Annotated in this window: 13 protein-coding genes; 11 read left to right on the forward strand and 2 right to left on the reverse strand. The window is 58.4% G+C overall.

What is annotated here, in order from left to right; translation table 11 throughout:
* Positions 1 to 47: 47 nt before the first annotated feature.
* Both AC06G8_RS04655 and AC06G8_RS04660 read right to left on the reverse strand, forming a co-directional pair.
* Entirely contained in the window at positions 48 to 371 is a 324-nt protein-coding gene (locus AC06G8_RS04655) for a GNAT family N-acetyltransferase (RefSeq protein WP_480284538.1), read from the reverse strand.
* The gene (locus AC06G8_RS04660) at positions 344 to 832 is read right to left on the reverse strand and encodes a tetratricopeptide repeat protein (RefSeq protein ID WP_480284539.1); all 489 of its coding nucleotides are present in this window, start codon (positions 830 to 832) and stop codon (positions 344 to 346) included. The genes AC06G8_RS04655 and AC06G8_RS04660 overlap by 28 nt, the downstream gene beginning before the upstream one ends.
* A gap of 375 nt (positions 833 to 1,207) precedes the next feature.
* Here AC06G8_RS04660 and AC06G8_RS04665 point away from each other — a divergent pair, with 375 nt between their 5' ends.
* From AC06G8_RS04665 to AC06G8_RS04715, 11 genes are all read left to right on the forward strand, one after another.
* Complete coding sequence (locus AC06G8_RS04665) at positions 1,208 to 2,128, forward strand: M15 family metallopeptidase (protein WP_480284540.1); 921 nt, start codon at positions 1,208 to 1,210, stop codon at positions 2,126 to 2,128.
* A 151-nt stretch (positions 2,129 to 2,279) separates the two neighbouring features.
* Positions 2,280 to 3,644 (forward strand): helix-turn-helix domain-containing protein, encoded by a 1,365-nt coding sequence (locus AC06G8_RS04670; RefSeq protein WP_480284541.1) that lies wholly within the window; start codon positions 2,280 to 2,282, stop codon positions 3,642 to 3,644.
* Positions 3,641 to 5,923 carry a glycoside hydrolase family 3 C-terminal domain-containing protein gene (locus AC06G8_RS04675; RefSeq protein WP_480284542.1) on the forward strand — a complete coding sequence of 761 codons (2,283 nt, stop codon included), beginning with the start codon at positions 3,641 to 3,643 and terminating at the stop codon, positions 5,921 to 5,923. Before AC06G8_RS04670 ends, AC06G8_RS04675 begins: the two co-directional genes overlap by 4 nt.
* Before the next feature lie 428 nt (positions 5,924 to 6,351).
* Positions 6,352 to 7,758: an alpha-L-fucosidase gene (locus AC06G8_RS04680; RefSeq protein ID WP_480284543.1), complete on the forward strand. Its 1,407-nt coding sequence runs from the start codon at positions 6,352 to 6,354 to the stop codon at positions 7,756 to 7,758.
* A 132-nt stretch (positions 7,759 to 7,890) separates the two neighbouring features.
* Complete coding sequence (locus tag AC06G8_RS04685) at positions 7,891 to 10,098, forward strand: AraC family transcriptional regulator (protein WP_480284544.1); 2,208 nt, start codon at positions 7,891 to 7,893, stop codon at positions 10,096 to 10,098.
* A 254-nt stretch (positions 10,099 to 10,352) separates the two neighbouring features.
* Positions 10,353 to 11,258, forward strand: a complete 906-nt coding sequence (locus AC06G8_RS04690) for an ABC transporter permease (RefSeq protein ID WP_480284545.1) — start codon at positions 10,353 to 10,355, stop codon at positions 11,256 to 11,258.
* A 14-nt stretch (positions 11,259 to 11,272) separates the two neighbouring features.
* Positions 11,273 to 12,172, forward strand: coding sequence for a carbohydrate ABC transporter permease (locus AC06G8_RS04695; protein WP_480284546.1), 900 nt, complete (start codon positions 11,273 to 11,275; stop codon positions 12,170 to 12,172).
* Positions 12,173 to 12,280: 108 nt separating this feature from the next.
* Entirely contained in the window at positions 12,281 to 13,963 is a 1,683-nt protein-coding gene (locus AC06G8_RS04700; protein WP_480284547.1) for a type 2 periplasmic-binding domain-containing protein, read from the forward strand.
* Between the two features lie 129 nt (positions 13,964 to 14,092).
* The gene (locus tag AC06G8_RS04705) at positions 14,093 to 16,399 is read left to right on the forward strand and encodes a glycoside hydrolase family 3 N-terminal domain-containing protein (protein ID WP_480284548.1); all 2,307 of its coding nucleotides are present in this window, start codon (positions 14,093 to 14,095) and stop codon (positions 16,397 to 16,399) included.
* Positions 16,400 to 16,401: 2 nt separating this feature from the next.
* Positions 16,402 to 16,803 carry a hypothetical protein gene (locus AC06G8_RS04710; RefSeq protein WP_480284549.1) on the forward strand — a complete coding sequence of 134 codons (402 nt, stop codon included), beginning with the start codon at positions 16,402 to 16,404 and terminating at the stop codon, positions 16,801 to 16,803.
* Between the two features lie 92 nt (positions 16,804 to 16,895).
* Positions 16,896 to 17,249: a YidH family protein gene (locus AC06G8_RS04715; protein ID WP_480284550.1), complete on the forward strand. Its 354-nt coding sequence runs from the start codon at positions 16,896 to 16,898 to the stop codon at positions 17,247 to 17,249.
* The last annotated feature ends 65 nt before the right edge of the window (positions 17,250 to 17,314 follow it).

Here is a 17,314-nt window from a genome sequence, read left to right on the forward strand (position 1 = left end):
AGGCAGCGGGGGTTCGGTATGGGGCTGAGTACGAGCCTTCATCCACGTTACAGCGAGTATTTCTTATACATGCCGACGGCCTCGGGTCCGGTGTAGTCAAAGCCGTATTGCTTGTACAGCCGGTCGGCCGGAACATCGGCGATCAGGCTTATGTAAGAGCCTTTTGGCGCATGGCTGTCCAGGTACTCCGTCAGATGAGCCATGATGAGCTTGCCCAGCCCCTGTCCTTGATAAGCCGGTTCGACCGCGATGTCGACGATTTGGAAGAAGCAGCCGCCGTCGCCGATGATCCGGCCCATGCCGATCAGCTGATCTTCATGGCGGAGGAGTTCGTATGTGCGGATCAGCCTTTCAGCAGTTCCTTGGCGCATGACTCTATCTTCTCCCGATACCGGGGCAGATGGCCGGCGAGCGCGGCGAGCGCGATCGATGCCGCCTGGCGCTCCTCTCCGGCGTCGGCTAGGCAGATGGCCAGGAAAGCTTGAACGGCGCCGTCCAGATGATCGGAGCTCCGCCGCTGTTCCGTGGAAAGCAAGGCGATTGCCTCCGGAAGCGCGCCGATGCCGCGCAGCAAGCTGGCCAGCTGGATGACGGCGGTTCTTCTGCGCTCTCCCTTCAGTCCTCTGGACAAGGCGCGCCGGTACAACGGCAAGGCCAGGTCGGATTGTCCGGCCTGCTCCAGGGAGGCGGCACGTTCGAAGGCAGCCTCGGGGCTGTCTTCCGGAAGCTCGGAGGCGAGGCGCTCCATGGCGGCGACGAGTTCCTCTCCGCTCAAGGAGCCGGCGGAGCTCCATAGCTGCGCGACCCGTGTATCCCATTCTTCATCCGGCATGCGGCATCTCTCCTTGATTGCAATCCTTTCGACTAGTATAGGGCTTGCGGAGGCAGGAGCCAAGCTTGCGTGAGAGCCGGATTATAATAATGGGATTTTCGCTATCGATCTCCGTCCCTGGCAGCTGGAATCATTTTCATTATTAAGATACAGATCGGATATCAGCAGTAGAAACGCAGATAATTTTCCTTTGGTTCCGTTTCCGAACGGCTTAATGACCTCAATCGCCAGGAAGAGCGCTGCATGAGCGGATTTGGACGCTCCTTCTTCCTAGTTACATTTTCGACAGAGTCGTATACAATCGGTATAGATGTATTTGGCGAGAAAAGCGCGCAAACGGGCGTCATTCCGGGCTTGAAGAGGAGGAGGGACTCCATGCACTCGAAAGGAAAGAAGCTGCTGGCCTGCTTGCCGGCCGCATGTCTGGCCATCCAGCTGACAGCTTGCGCCGGTCCGGCCGATGCCGTCAATTCGGGCGGCGCAAGCCTTGCGGAGCTGGAGAGCGGAGCAGGCGAAGCCGGCCGTTATGCAGCAGCGGCGCAGACGACGGCTCCGGCGGGGACCGCTGCTCCGGCTGCTTCGGGCGCGCCGCAGCCTTCGATTGCCGGCCCGCTGCCTTCCGCTCCTGCCGGCAAGGACGCGCCCGCCAAGCAAGGAGTGAAGCCAGTGGCAGAGAAAAAGCATCGGCTGCCGGAGGGCTTCGTTTACTTGGATGAAATCATCCCGACGGTCAAGTCCGATATCCGGTATTACACCGACTACAATTTCGTGGGAAGAAGGCTGGACGGCTACAAGGCGCCCTACGCCATCCTGTCCGGGCAAGCGGCCAAAGCTCTGAAGGCGGTCAGCGACGAACTTGCCGCGAAAGGACTCGGACTGCTCGTCTACGATGCCTACCGTCCGGTCAAGGCTGTCCAGCAGTTCATGCGCTGGTCCAAGGATGCGGACGACACCGCCATGAAGGAAGTCTTTTATCCCGAAGTGGACAAGGCCAATGTGTTCAAGCTTGGCTTCGTCTCCTCCCGTTCCGGGCATTCCAGAGGAAGCACGATCGATCTCACGACATACAGCCTGAAAACAGGCAAGCCGACCGACATGGGGAGTCCCTTCGATTTTTTCGGGGAAATCTCGAGCCACGGCACGAAGCAGATCGGAGCCGTCCAAGCGGCTAACCGGGCCGTCCTCAAGAAAGCGATGGAGAAGCAGGGCTTCGACCCCTACAGCAAGGAATGGTGGCACTATACGCTCAAGAAGGAGCCGTTCCCCAACAAATACTTCGATTTCGACATCGAATGACGGGATGCCGCCGGCGATTTGCCGGGCATCTTCCGCAGACGTCCATGCAGGCATCCATTTTTTATAGGCGGCATCATAGCTATTCTCTTAAGGGGAACGCGGTGGTGGCGCCTTTTTTTGCGACTTGCTGCAAATGGAAGGGAGGAGCAAGATGGCGTCGCTGCTCAGCGAAAGGAAAAAAGAGGATGTGCTTGCGTTGATAAACGGGTGCTTCGGCATTGCGGTTCGCTTCATCGAGCCGCAGCATCCGGCCTGGGAAGAGCGTGGCGTCGCTGAGGGCGAGGCCGTCCCTCCGGTCCCGGGAGCCATGCGGAAGCTGGAAGACGAACCCCGGGACGGGGCCGCAGCCATCCTTCATCAGACGGAAGAAGGGCTGAATTATATCGAGATCCGCGTCCACGGCGATGAAGCGTACGAGGGCAGCTTCCTTGCCGGTCCGGTCCTTTACGCTGCTGAGCGGGGGAGTAGAGCCGACGTCATCAAGGCGGGCGGGGACGGCCTACATGACGACTCGCATGCAGGCGGACCGGACAGGAAAAGCATGCGGCTTCATTCCCGAAGCCTGCCCGTACTGGGCAAGGATCGTTTTCTCGAAGCCGGCGTGCTGATCCATTATTTGGCTTGCGGCACCCGAATCGCCGCTTCCGATATTCAGAAGGCGGGCTATGCGGCATCATGGAATTCAGGCCTGGACAGGAGGGTGGATCTCGATGTTTCCTTCCGCCTGTACGACTTGGACAGCCGCCACGATCTGACATTCGAAAAAAAGCTGATCCGGCTCGTCAAGGAAGGACGCGCGGAGGAGCTGGCTGCCGAATTCAGCGGCCTGGAGACGATGCAGGGCATCGGGATCCTTTCCCGGAAAAGCCGGGTCCGGCACGAGAAGAACCTCGGCATCGTCGGCATCGCGCTTGCCGCGAGAGCGGCGGTCGAGGGGGGACTTCATCCCGAGGTCGCCTACACGATGAGCGATCTGCATATCCAGCATATCGAGGAGCTGGTCGGCACGAGGGATATCCGCAAGGCGACGGCCGGGGCGATGACGGATTTCGCGCGCAAGGTCCGGGACAGCCGCGATTGCTCGGTCTCCATTCCGATCGCCAGATGCAGGAATTACATCTTCATGCATCTCTATGAGTCCATCTCCCTGACGGATCTGTGCCGGCTGGTCAACCTCAATGCCAGCTACTTGTCGCGGCGGTTCAAGAAGGAGACCGGCTTCACCGTCATGGACTGCATTCAGAGCATGAGGGTGGAGGAAGCCAAGAAGCTGCTCGGTCTGACGGAGCTGTCGATTACGGAAATATCGACCCGGCTCGCTTTCAGCGACCAGAGCCATTTCACCAAGGTATTCCGGAAATGGACGGGAATCACCCCGGGCAAGTACCGCAACGGCACGGAGGCTGCCGGAGCGGCAGGTCAAAATCATGCCAAAAAAGACGAATACCTACAAGGAGCCGAAGAAAACGCTTTCTATACTATGAGGGAAAGCGAATTCGGGAGGGAACGTCGATGAAGCGGAATCTGGAAGAGCTGGTCAATCAGATGACGGCAGAGGAAAAGGCGGGGCTGTGCAGCGGCCTTGATTTCTGGCATTTGAAAGGGGTAGAGAGGCTCGGCATCCCGTCCATCATGGTGACCGACGGCCCTCATGGACTGCGCAAGCAAGCGCAGGGCGCGGACCATCTCGGCCTGATGAACAGCGTTCCGGCAACCTGCTTCCCGTCGGCGGCGGGGCTGGCCAGCTCATGGGACCGCGAGCTGATCTACAGCGTCGGCGCCGCGCTCGGCGAGGAATGCCAGGCGGAGAACGTGGCTGTCCTGCTCGGACCGGGCGTCAACATCAAGCGCTCGCCGCTGAACGGCCGCAACTTCGAATATTTTTCGGAAGATCCTTGCCTGTCCTCCGAGCTCGCGGCATCCCATATCCAAGGCGTCCAGAGCCAGGGAGTGGGCACTTCGCTCAAGCATTTCGCCGTCAACAACCAGGAGCACCGGCGGATGACGACGGATGCGCTCGTGGATGAGCGGACGCTGCGCGAGATCTATCTGGCGAGCTTTGAAGGAGCGGTCAAGCAGGGCAAGCCGTGGACGGTGATGAGCTCCTACAATAAAGTGAACGGAACGTATGCCTCGGAGAACCCCTGGCTGCTGACGGATATTCTGAAGGATGAATGGGGACATGAAGGCTTCGTCGTATCCGATTGGGGAGCGGTCAACGAGCGCGCAGACGCTCTGGCGGCCGGGCTGGAGCTGGAGATGCCCGCCAGCGGCGGGCTCGGCGAGAAGAAGGTGCTGGAGGCGCTTGCCTCCGGCAAGCTTGCCCCGGAAGCTCTGGACCGCGCCGTGCTGCGGCTGCTGAGGATCATTTTCATGGCGGCCGACCAGAAGAAGGAGGATGCCTCTTACGACAGGGGCGAGCACCATGCCCTGGCGCGTCGGGTCGCGGCCGAGAGCATGGTGCTGCTCAAGAACGAGGATCGGGCGCTTCCGCTCCGCGGCGGCGGCAAGCTCGCCGTCATCGGAGCGTTCGCCGAGACGCCGAGATTTCAAGGCGGCGGCAGCTCCCACATCGTGCCGACAAGGGTCGACAGCCCGCTCGAGGAGCTGCGGAAGCTGAGCGGCGGAGAAGGGGGCGGGATCGCCTATGCACCCGGCTACAGCATCGGCATGGATGCTCCGGACACGGGGCTGGCCGCAGAGGCTAGGCGGATCGCGGGAGCTGCGGATACGGCCGTGCTGTTCGTCGGCTTGCCGGACCGGTATGAATCCGAGGGATACGACCGCAGCCATATGAATCTGCCGGACAACCAGCTGCAGCTCATAGAGGAGATCGCCGCCGTCCAGAACAATCTCGTCGTTGTGCTGATGAGCGGCTCGCCGGTCGTCATGCCCTGGCTGAGCTCCGTCAAAGCCGTGCTCCAGGCTTATCTCGGCGGCCAGGCGGCCGGGGGAGCGATCGCCGACCTGCTGCTCGGCCGGACGAATCCTTCCGGCAAGCTGGCGGAGACATTCCCGCTCAAGCTGAGCGACAATCCGTCCTATCTGAACTTTCCGGGAGAAGGCGACCGGACCGAGTACCGCGAAGGCGTGTTCGTCGGCTACCGGTATTACGACAAGAAGGAAATGGATGTCCTGTTCCCGTTCGGGCACGGACTCAGCTACACGGAATTCGAGTACAGCGATCTGGAGATCGGCCGGGATTCCATCCGGGATACGGAGACGGTGGAGGTGCGCGTGACCGTCCGCAACACAGGAGCAGCCGCAGGCCGGGAAATCGTGCAGCTCTATGTGAGCGATCCCCGGAGCAAGGTCATCAGGCCTCTGCAGGAGCTCAAAGGATTCGCCAAGGTCGCTCTGGAGCCGGGGGAAGCAAAGACGCTGTCGTTCACGCTGGGCAAGCGCGCCTTCGCTTATTACGAGACGGCGGTTGCCGATTGGCATGCCGCGACGGGAGATTATGAGATCAAGGTCGGAGCCTCGTCGCGGGACGTCAGGCTTGCCGGGAAGATCGCCATTGAATCCACCGTCAAGCTTCCCAAAACGTATTCGCTGAACACGACCGTAGGGGATCTGCTGGCCGATCCGGAGGCGCTTCCGGTAATCGGGCCGCTCCTTCAGAAGATGAAGGAATCGAGCGGCCTTGGAGAAGCGGGCGGCGAGGAGTCCGGCATGGGAGAGATGATGCAGGCGATGATCGCCTACTTGCCTCTGAGGTCCGTTCTCGCCTTTGGCGGCGGAGCCGTCACCGAGCAAGAGCTGCTGGCATTGATCGGCAAGCTTAACCGCAGCTGATTCCAGGATCAAGCCGGAGCCTGCCGGTTTCGGTGGGAATAGCAGATAGACAGACGTGTCCGGTCCGCCATGGCGGCATTCGCCGGACACGTCTATTTATTGTCGGCAGAGAGTTCCGGGATTCTCGCACAGCGCGAAGTCCCGCAGCTCGGATTGCGTGTGCGGGCTCTGCCGCGCCACCCGCGAGATGCATGCATGAAATTCATTCTGCCGTACAAGCGAGGCGGCATGTATACTGGATGAACCCGGGGATCGGAAGATAGAAGTTGACATGAGAATCGGGCATAGCAGATAAAATAGGAATGGAATCTGGTGAAATGGCTCTTTTTTTTCCTATTTGGCGAAAAAAGAGGAGTCGTAGAATGAAGAGAATTGCGTAGCGGCCCTTTTATTTCTTATTCTGATAAGAAAAGGGGAGGTTAACTGACATGGATGAAGCTGCGGCAAGTGACGCTATTGTTGAACCTATGAACGAAATTGAACAAGGGGTCCATCACTTCAGCAAGGAATCCGACTGGGTGCAGCCGACCAATCCGGTTACGCTGGAGAGGCTCGAGTGGTTCAAGGATCAGAAGCTTGCTCTGATGATGCACTGGGGACCCTATTCACAGCTGGGACTGGTGGAATCTTGGACGCTCAGCGACGAGGACGGAGACTGGTCGCGGCATGACGTGGACTGGACCGGAGATTACCAGCAGATGAAGCGGGAGTATTTCGATCTGAACAAGACCTTCAACCCGATCCGTCTGCAGCCGGAATTCTGGGCCGAGGCAGCCGCCGATGCCGGCTTCAAATACTTGATCTTCACAACGAAGCATCATGACGGATTCTGCATGTGGGATACCTGTACGACAGACTACCGCATAACCGGATCGAAGACGCCGTTTCATTCCCACCGTTATGCGGATATTTGCCGAAACGTGTTCGACGCCTTCCGCGACAAAGGAATGGCGATCGCCGCATACTTCTCCAAGGCGGATTGGAATACACCATACTACTGGGCAGAGGGCATGGAGAGAAGATCCGACGATATGTGGCGCGGTCCTTCCTATGATCCGCAGCACTACCCGTGGCTATGGGAGCGATTTGTCGAATTCACGCATGAACAGATCATGGAGCTGATGACCCGGTACGGCCGTATCGATATCTTGTGGCTTGATGCGGGCTGGGTGCGGGATGGAGGCAAGGTTCCTCAGGATATTCGGCTGGGCGAGGTCGTCGAGCGGGCGCGTCTCATGCAGCCTTGGCTGCTTTCGGCCGACCGGACCGTCGGAGGCATGTATGAGAACTACGTGACACCGGAGCAGACGATTCCGGACCGCCCCCTCCATGTGCCATGGGAGAGCTGCATCACTATCGGCACCTCCTTCTCGTTTGCCTATGAAGACCGCTATAAATCCGTGCGGGAGCTGGTCCATATTTTGATGGAGGTTGTAGCCAAGGGAGGCAATCTGGCGTTGAATGTCGGGCCGCAGCCGGACGGACGCCTTCCGAAGGGAGCCCTGCAAAGCATGAAGGAGCTGGGGGCCTGGATGAGAACTTATGGCGAAGCCGTGTATGGAACCCGAATCTGCGCGCCTTATTTTACGAATTCCTGCGCATTCACCACCAAGGACGGAATTGTATATGCGACTCGTTTGTACGAATCGGCTGAAACCCCGGTCGAGCCTGATGTCTATCTGCCCTATGACGGCCAAGTCGGTTCAATCGAGCTCGTAGGGAGCGAGGAAAAGCTGGATTTCATCCGCGGGGATGGAGCCATATCGGTCCGCCTGCCGGATGCGGAACAAGGCGGAGCGGCTCCAATCACTCATGTCTTTCGCATTACCGCCTAGCTGATGCAGGTCTGGCATGTTTTGTCATATACTTCGCGTTCACTCTAAACTTTGCCTTTTCTTTCAAATGAACACTCAGGGCGGGGTTGCTTCCGGTTTATGAACTAGCATGGGGAAGGGGAGGGAATGGATATGAACAGCAGCTGGTTCCGTAGACTTCTGTTATCTTACCTTCCCGCTTTTTTTATCGTCATCGCCATTTTGTTTGTGGGCTTTTTCCAAACGCTGAATGAGCAAAATCGGGAGGAAGCGATAAGGGCGAACGAATTTCTGGTTCAGCAGCTCATACGATTCAGCGACAATTCCTTGAAAACGATGGATTACCGCATGCTGCGCGACATCCTGACGGTTCCCGTGCTGAGCGAGTATTTCGGCGCCAAGAGCAGCGACGTGTATGCAAGCATCGAGGCTTATAAATTGATCGACGACTGGAAAGCCAATTATCCGATTGTCGATTCCATCTACTTTTTGAGGCTGAACGATTCATCCGTGCTGGGCGACGGGTCCGTGCAGACGAAGGAGTTCAGCGATTCCGCGTTCCTGTCCTCTTATATTCGCGCAGAGAAGGGCATGGAGCTTGGAAAATGGTCGGGCAAGCGGGCCTATAAGGCCTATTCGTCGTCCCGTCCATCGGATGTCATTTCCATAGTGCGCGCCTATCCTCATTTTTCCACCCATAAAAGCGGATATATCGTCGTCAATGTCAGCCTGTCCAAGCTGCGAGAGTCCATCGCTCCGATGTACAACTCCGAGCTGACTTTCGTGCGGATGACGGACAAGCAGGGTGCCGAGCTGCTGGGCGGGAACAGAGCCGGGCCGACTAGCGTTTTTTCCAGTTATACATCCCCCTACACAGGCTGGAAAGTGCAAAGCGGGCCGGCAAGCAGAGGGGTGACCAGCTGGGCTCTCGATTTTTACGGAGCATGGGTGCTCTTGTCCTTTATTGTGGCCATTCTCGGAATGGCATGGGTTGTCCATGTCACCAGGCGCAACTACCAGCCCATCAGCCAGCTTGTTGCGCTGATCCGCTCCAGCTCCCTCATTGCCGGAGTCAAAGGCAGCGAGCGCAATGAGCTGGGCTTCATCCGCAGCTCGCTGGAGCATCTTATGGAAGAGATGAACAGGACGAGGCAGCAGCAAAGCGAGACGTTCATCTATCGTAAAAAGCAGCGATTCATGGAATCGCTGGACAGCTCGGTTCCAATCCGGGATACGGAATGGCAAAGCGAGCTGTTGAAGTACGGGCTTGTGTGTCCAAGCCCGCATGCCTTTGTCCAGGTGATCGAGTTGGACCGGTACCCGAAGTTCATCGAGATGTACAGCAAGCATGACCAGTCCATGCTCAAGTTCGTCATATCCAGCATGGTGCAGGAAATGGCCCAGCAAAGCGGCGCTGCTGCTTGGACGGAGTGGGTGAGCGAGCGCAGGCTCACTGCCATCGTTTGGCTGCCGGAGGAAGACGATGGGGGGCTGGCGCTACGGATCAGCGAACAGGCAGTGGCATGGGTGAGGGGGAATCTCAGCTTCAGCGTTACGCTGGGCTATCACGGAATGGCGGGCAGCCTGGAGGAAATCCGCCGTTCCGCTGAAATCGCCGCCAGCCTGATGCCTTACAAGGCCGTTCTTGGCATCGGCAAGGTCATCGACTACGATCAGCTGAATCATGCGGATTCGATGATCCATGATTATTTCGGGACCATTCAGCTGCTTACTCATGAGTTCCGCGCAGGGAATCCGCAGTGGCGGACATATCTGGAGGAGCTGTTCCAGCAGATTAGGGACTCGGTAAGCTCTCGCAAGGAAATCGAAAGCCTGCTGCAGTTTTTGTATCAGCAGTTCGGCAGAGTGTTCATGGAGCTTTCCAAGGAACACCGCAGCGTCTGGAAGGCTGCGGAGTCGGAGCTGCTTGGGCTGGACGGCTGCTGGGAGACGCTGGAAGAATTGGACGAGGGGCTGAGCGATAGTTTAGGACGAATGGCAGAAAGCATGGGAAAGCTGCGCGATTCCCAGCCAACACGGATCGTTGTGGCGGAGATCCGCTCCTGCATCGAGACGGATTATTCCAACCCGGACTTGTCACTGGATTATTTCAGCCACAAATTCTCGATGCATGCCAAAAACATCAGCAAGCTGTTCAAGGATGAATTCGGCCAAAATTTCATCGACTTTCTGATCGGGCTTCGAATGGACCATGCCAAGCGGATGCTGCTGGAAAAAGAGAAATCTCTGCATGAAATCAGCTTGGCCGTAGGATACAACAACTACAACTCATTCAATCGGGTGTTCAAAAACGTAGTTGGCCGCTCTCCCAGCGATTACCGCAAGCAGGGAAGCTTTTAGGATGGATGAGGTTCTTGAAAAATGCCGTGTCGGGCATGAATCAGGAACCTTTTGTTATTTTACCTTACATAATGAGAGGCATGAACGAAATAATCCTCCTTTTGCGAAAAAGGTGTACATGGAAAAAGGAGGGATCAGGAGAAAATTATAAATTGATGACAGGTAACCTGACGAAGTATTGTGGAGCTATCAAGACCGGATGCCGAGTGCCGAGTGCACGGCCATTCGGACTCTAACCGTGAAGGAGAATGCGGATGGCTCAGACATGGACCAAAGTCAAACGAAGCTGGGAGCTTTATCTGCTTGTCCTGCTTCCGGTGCTCTACCTGATCATATTCAAGTACATTCCCATGTTTGGAGTCATGATCGCCTTCAAGGACTACAACGTAGTCAAAGGAATACTAGGCAGTCCGTGGGTCGGGCTCAAGCATTTCGAAGCTCTATTCCAGTCGCCGGGCTTTCCGATCCTGATCAAGAACACCTTGATCATCAGCTTGTACTCCCTGCTTGCCGGCTTCCCGGTTCCGATCCTGCTGGCGCTTGCGCTGAATGAAGTCCGGACAGGCTATTTCAAAAATACGGTGCAGCTCGTCACTTACGCCCCTCACTTCATTTCCACGGTCGTCATGGTCTCGATTCTCATTCTGATGTTGTCCCCGCATGTCGGCGTCGCCGACCGCCTGTTCCAGCTATTCGGCTTGACGGCCCCGAACTTCATGGGGGAGCCCGGGTTTTTCAAATCCATCTATGTCTGGTCGGGCGTATGGCAGGAGATGGGCTATGCTTCCATCATCTATATCGCCGCGCTGGCAGGCGTCGACCCATCCTTGTATGAAGCAGCTCGTATGGACGGCGCATCGAGAATCAAGAAAATCATCCATATCGACCTGCCGGCACTCGTTCCGATCACGGTCATCATGCTGATCCTGAGCCTCGGCAACATCATGGGCGTCGGATTCGAGAAGATCTATCTGATGCAGAATCCGCTCAACGTCAGCACTTCCGAAGTCATTTCCACTTACGTGTATAAAGTCGGCCTGCTCGGGGCCAACTTCAGCTTCTCCTCCGCAGTCGGCTTGTTCAATTCGGTCATCAATCTCATCCTGCTCGTCTCAGTCAATTTTGTTTCCCGCAAAGTAGCGAACAACAGCCTGTGGTAGAAAGGAGGAAGCCTATGCGCAACGCAGCCAGAATCAAAGAGCCGGTCGGCGACCGCATCCTGCTCACTGTCATCTATACCGTGCTTGCGGTAATTGCAATTGCCGTCCTTTATCCGCTGCTCTATATCGTCAGCTCCTCCTTCAGCTCGGCCAGCGCGGTGACGGCGGGCAAGGTGTGGCTGTTCCCGGTGGGTTTCTCCACCCGGGCCTACCAATCCATTTTCCAGAGCTCTCAGCTGCTGCTCGGCTATTGGAACAGCATCATTTATACGGTCGTCGGAACCTTCATCAACGTATTGTTCACGGTGCTGATCGCGTTTCCGCTGGCACAAAAACGGATGCCGGGCCGCAGCTTCATCATGATCCTGATGATGATAACGATGTTTTTCAGCGGCGGCCTCATTCCGACCTACCTTCTCGTAAAGCAGCTCCATCTGCTGGATACGCGATGGGCGCTATGGCTGCCCGGCGCGTTCTCGGTCTTCCAGGTCATCATCGCCCGGACATTCTTTCAGACGTCGATTCCGTCCGAGCTGCAGGAGGCGTCCGAGATGGACGGCTGCCGGGACATCCGGTACTTGTGGAGCATCGTGCTGCCTCTGTCCAAGCCTATATTGGCCGTCATGACACTCATGTACGCGGTCGGGCATTGGAATGCGTACTTCGACGCCCTCATTTATCTGAGGTCCGAGAGCTTGTTCCCGCTCCAGTACGTCTTGAGGAATCTGCTTATCCTGAACGCCGCCGACCCGGCCATGCTGGCCAACACCTCCAAGCTGCTGCGCGATAACGGCTTTGAGCAGGCGCTCAAATACGCCCTTATCGTCGTCGCCTGCATACCGGTTTTGATCATGTACCCGTTCGTGCAGAAGCATTTTGCCAAGGGCGTGATGGTCGGTTCCTTGAAGGGCTGAAAGTGGACATTGTTGTGGAGGTGATGGCAGCTGTGCGGACGGCAGGACCGATCCGGGAGAAGTCCGATACGGATATGATGCGGTTACGATAAAAAGGGAGGGTTCAAATTGAAAGAGAAGAGATGGCGTCTGCTTGTCCTTGTCATGCTCATCATCAGCGTACTGCTGACCGCCTGTGCCGGCGGATCGAACAGCTCGAACAGCTGGAACACCGATTCGAATATGGATTCGACCAGCGCCGCCGGGACCAATGAGGCCGGGGACGCGAAATCCGCTGCTCCGGTGGAGCTCACCTTCTTCGCCGTTCAAGGCAAAGCCCCCTTGCAGGACAATGACTATACGAAGCTGGTCGAACAGAAGTTCAACGTCAAGCTCAAGTGGGATTTGGCTCCGCAGGATGCCCTGAAGGACCGCAGGCAGCTGCTGCTTGCAAGCGGCGACTATCCGGAAGCGTTCCTGGAGGGGAAATTCTCGAATACGGATCTGCTCACGTACAGCAAGCAGGGCGTGCTCATTCCGCTCAACAGCCTGATCGAACAGTATGCTCCCAATCTGAAGGCGCTGATGGACAAAAAGCCCTACTTGAAGGAAGCGATGACCGCTCCAGACGGAAACATCTACGGCATTCCGCGGTTCAACGAGTGCTACCACTGCACCTACTCCGAAAAATACTGGATGAACAAGGAGTGGCTGGACAAACTCGGCCTGTCCCTGCCGACGACGACCGACGAGCTGTACAACGTGCTCAAGGCGTTCAAGACGAAAGACCCGAACGGTAACGGCAAGGCGGATGAAATTCCGCTGACGGGAGCTCCGAACAAATCGGTCTGGAACGGCAACTTCGACGCCTATATCATGAACGCGTTCATTCTGAACGACAACGACAAGTACCTGACGATGAAGGACGGCGAAGTCGACTTCGCGGCGGACAAGCCGGAATGGAAGGAAGGCCTGGCCTTCATGAACAAGCTGTACAGCGAAGGGCTGATCGATCCGGCATCGTTCACCCAGAACGATCAGGCCATCGGCCAGCTCGGCAATCGCGAGGGCGATGAGATCGTCGGTTCGATCACGACGGCGCTGCTCAGCTATCTGGTCAACGTTGGAGACGACAAGATTACCCGCCATAAGCACTGGGTGCCGGTTGCTCCGCTCAAGGGGCCGGCAGGCGTGCAAGTCACCGGCGTTCAGCAAGGCGTAGCCGACTTCGCCTTCGCTCTGACGAATAAAGCATCGGAAGCCCAGCAGATTGCGGCGATCAAGCTGGTCGACTATGCATTCACTGAGGAAGGCTCTCTCCTCAGCGAATACGGCACCGAAGGGATTGGCTGGAAGAAGGCCGAAAGCGGGGAGCTGAATATATGGGGCGAGCCGGCCAAATACAGCTTCGACAACCTCGCTCCCGAGGATCCGAATGCGGTCCGCAACGACAGCTGGTCGCTGCTCGGGCCGAAGGATATGTCCAAGGAGTTCCGCGACCAATTCGCGTCCTCCCAGGATCCTCTCAGCTCCAAAGGCTACGAGACGCGCCTCGCGCAAGCGACCAAGCTGTACGAGCCGTTCGCTCCGGCAGAGTTCTACCCGTCCGGCGCCTACCTCCGCGCGGAGGACACGGAAACCGCCGCCCAGCTCGGAACCTCCGTCAAGGATTACGTGCAGACGAATATGGCTCAGTTCATCATTGGCAAGAAAGATTTGAACAAGGATTGGGATGCTTATGTAAAAGGCTTTGACGGCCTCAATCTGGCCAAGTACGTGGAAATCTATCAGGCGGCTGTCGAGAAGCAATAGCCTGAGGCAGAAAAAACCGGTGACAGCCGACATCTCAGCCAAGGCAAAGGCAATACGCGGAAGCAGAGGGAGGTTCACCTTCGGGTGGGCTTCCCTTGCTGTTTTCTAGCAAAGAAAGGAGATATGGGCATGGATTACATGAATCCCTCGCTGGATCCGCAGGAGCGGACAAGGTTGCTGCTGAACCGGATGACGGCAGAGGAAAAGATCGGGCAAATGATCCAGCTCTTCGGCTGGAACACCTATGCCGTCAAGGAGGACGGAACGGTCGTGCTGACCGACGAGTTCCGGCAGCGGGTGCGGCAGGGCGGCATCGGCTCGCTCTATGGCACGCTGCGGGCCGACCCCTGGACGGGAGTGACGCTGGAGACCGGCCTGTCGCCGGAGGAGGGTGCAAGGGCGGTCAACGATATTCAGCGTTATGCGGTAGAGCAATCGCGGCTGGGCATCCCCATCCTGTTCGGTGAGGAGTGCTCGCATGGCCATATGGCGATCGGAGCCACGGTTTTTCCGGTTCCGCTGCTGCTTGGAAGCGCCTGGAACAAGGAGCTGTACAGGGACATGTGCCGGGCTGTCGCGCTGGAAACTCGCGCCCAAGGGGGAACGGCCACGTATTCGCCCGTGCTTGATGTCGTGCGCGACCCGCGCTGGGGCAGGACGGAGGAATGCTTCGGAGAAGACCCGTACCTGATCGGGGAGCTGGCCGAAGCGGCTGTCCAGGGGCTGCAGGGGGAGAGCCTGGACAGCGGCGGCAGCGTCATCGCCACCCTCAAGCATTTTGCGGGTTATGGGCATTCCGAGGGCGGACGCAACGCAGGCCCGGCCCAGATGGGCCTGAGGGAGCTGCATGAAGTCGACCTGCATCCGTTCCGCAAGGCCGTAGAAGCCGGGGCATGGTCAGTCATGACCGCCTACAACGAAATCGACGGCGAGCCGTGCACGTCCAGCCGGTATTTGCTGCATGACGTGCTGCGCCGCGATTGGGGCTTCAAGGGGTTCGTCATTACGGATTGCGGCGCGATCAATATGCTGGCCCGGGGACATGATGTCGCCGAAGACGGCGAGCAGGCTTCCGTCATGTCGATACAGGCAGGGGTAGACATGGAAATGTCCGGGTATATGTTCGCCACCCATCTGCTGGCCGCATGCGAGAACGGCTCGCTGAGGGAAGAAGAGCTGGATGCGGCGGCAGGGCGGATTCTGGAGGCGAAATTCCGGCTGGGCCTGTTCGAGCGGCCGTATGCCGATCCTGCAGCAGCAGCGCAGGTGATCGGCTGTCCGGAGCATGCGGAGCTGGCTCGGGAGCTGGCGCGGCAGGGCATCGTGCTGTTGAAAAACGAGGGAGCGGCGCTTCCCTTGTCCGTCGACGGCGGAAAGATAGCGGTCATCGGGCCGAACGCGCACAACGTATACAATCAGCTGGGCGATTATACGTCGCCGCAGCCGCCCGGCCGGGTCACGACGCTGCTGGACGGGATTGCGGGCAAGCTGGGAGCGGACGCTGAAGAGCGGGTACTGCATGCTCCCGGCTGCCGCATTCAAGGGGATGCCCGCGAAGGCTTTCCCGCCGCGCTGGAATGCGCACGGCAAGCGGACGCCATCGTGCTGGCGCTCGGAGGCTCCAGCGCGCGGGATTTCAGCGAAGGCACCATCGACCTGCGCACCGGAGCTTCGGTCGTGACGGACCGGGACTGGAGCGAGATGGACTGCGGGGAAGGAATCGACCGCGCGGGGCTCGGCCTGCTCGGCGTCCAGCTGGAGCTGGCGCAAGTGCTGCGGCGGCTGGGCAAGCCGCTGATCGTGATCTATATGAACGGCCGCCCGATCGTGGAGCCGTGGATAGACGAGCATGCCGACGCCATTCTGGAGGCGTGGTATCCCGGGCAGGAAGGCGGCGGCGCGCTGGCGGACCTGCTGTTCGGCGACGCCAATCCATCGGGCAAGCTGACGGTGAGCGTGCCCAGGCATGTCGGACAGCTGCCTGTCTATTACAACGGCAAGCGCAGCAGAGGCAAGCGGTATTTGGAGATGGACAGCAAAGCACGGTATCCGTTCGGCTACGGACTCAGCTACACGACGTTCGCATACAGCGGCCTAACGTTGTCGACCCCGGTCATTGCTCCGGATGGAACGGCCGTGGCGAGCGTGACCGTGACCAATACGGGAGGGCGAGCCGGCGCCGAGGTCGTGCAATGGTACATCTGCGACAAAGTCAGCTCCGTCACCCGACCGGCCAAGGAATTGAAGGGCTTCGAGCGCATCGTTCTGGAGCCGGGGGAAAGCAGGACGGTGTCATTCACGGCCGGACCGGAGCAACTGCGGCTGCTGGACCGCTCCCTCCGTCCGGTCGTTGAAGAAGGAGAGTTCATCCTGATGGCAGGGACCGATTCGGATACTTGCCTGCATGCTTCCCTGCATGTGCGGAAGGGGCTGTAACGATGGATCGAGTGGCGAGATTCATTCGAGAACTATCGGCCAGGGAATGGAGCGATGAGCTGGCGCTGGATGGATGGAAGCTCATCCGCAACCGTTACATGCAGCCAGGGCAGTACGACATCCTGCCTCCGCCTGGCGGCGAGGGGAAGCCGAATGGCGTGGCTTCCGAGGCAGAAGGGCGCGAGCCTCTGCATCCGCCGGCAGCTCCGCCGGTTGAAGAAGCGCGGGTCTTTCCTCCGGACGGGCGTCTGGACGGCAAGCACGGCATCACGTACATGCTGTCCCGTCCTCTAGCGCCAAATGCTGTACGGCCAGCGCTTCTTTCGGGAGGAGTTCGGCAAGGCAGAGGCTGGCTCGTGCCCCAGGATTCGCTCAAGACCCAGCTCATTCTGGAGCGCTACTAGGCGGCTGAGCGGCGGATTTCAAGGCCTTCCTGCGGGAAGGCCTTTTTGCGCTCCCCATGTCCGGGGTATGATGGGAGAAAGGAGGGATGACGATGGAGCAGGAAGCGAAGTACACCCAGCAGCATCTGGCCAACGAACGGACCTTCCTCGCCTGGGTGAGAACGAGCATCGCCATGATCGGCCTCGGCTTCATTGCCGCGGGACTCGTGCTTCAGACGGAGGTGCTCGGCCGCTCGGGCCGTCTCATCGCGTCCGCCGGAGGCATCGGTTCGGTCATCATGGGAGCCGTCGTCCTGCTGCTGGCTGCCAGGGATTATTTTCAGAAGCGCAGAGGAATCAACGAGGAGCGGTTCCGCTCTCCCGTCCTGCTCGTCTGGATCGTCTCCGTCACGCTCGGGCTGATCAGCCTGCTGCTGATCGTGCTCGTCTTCATGATGGTTCTGTGAGAACGGCGGAGATAGGCGCCCAGCGAGGGTTGACGGGTCCTGCATGCCGTGATAAAAGGAAAGGA

Source organism: Paenibacillus sp. SJS-P3, from assembly GCF_056711585.1.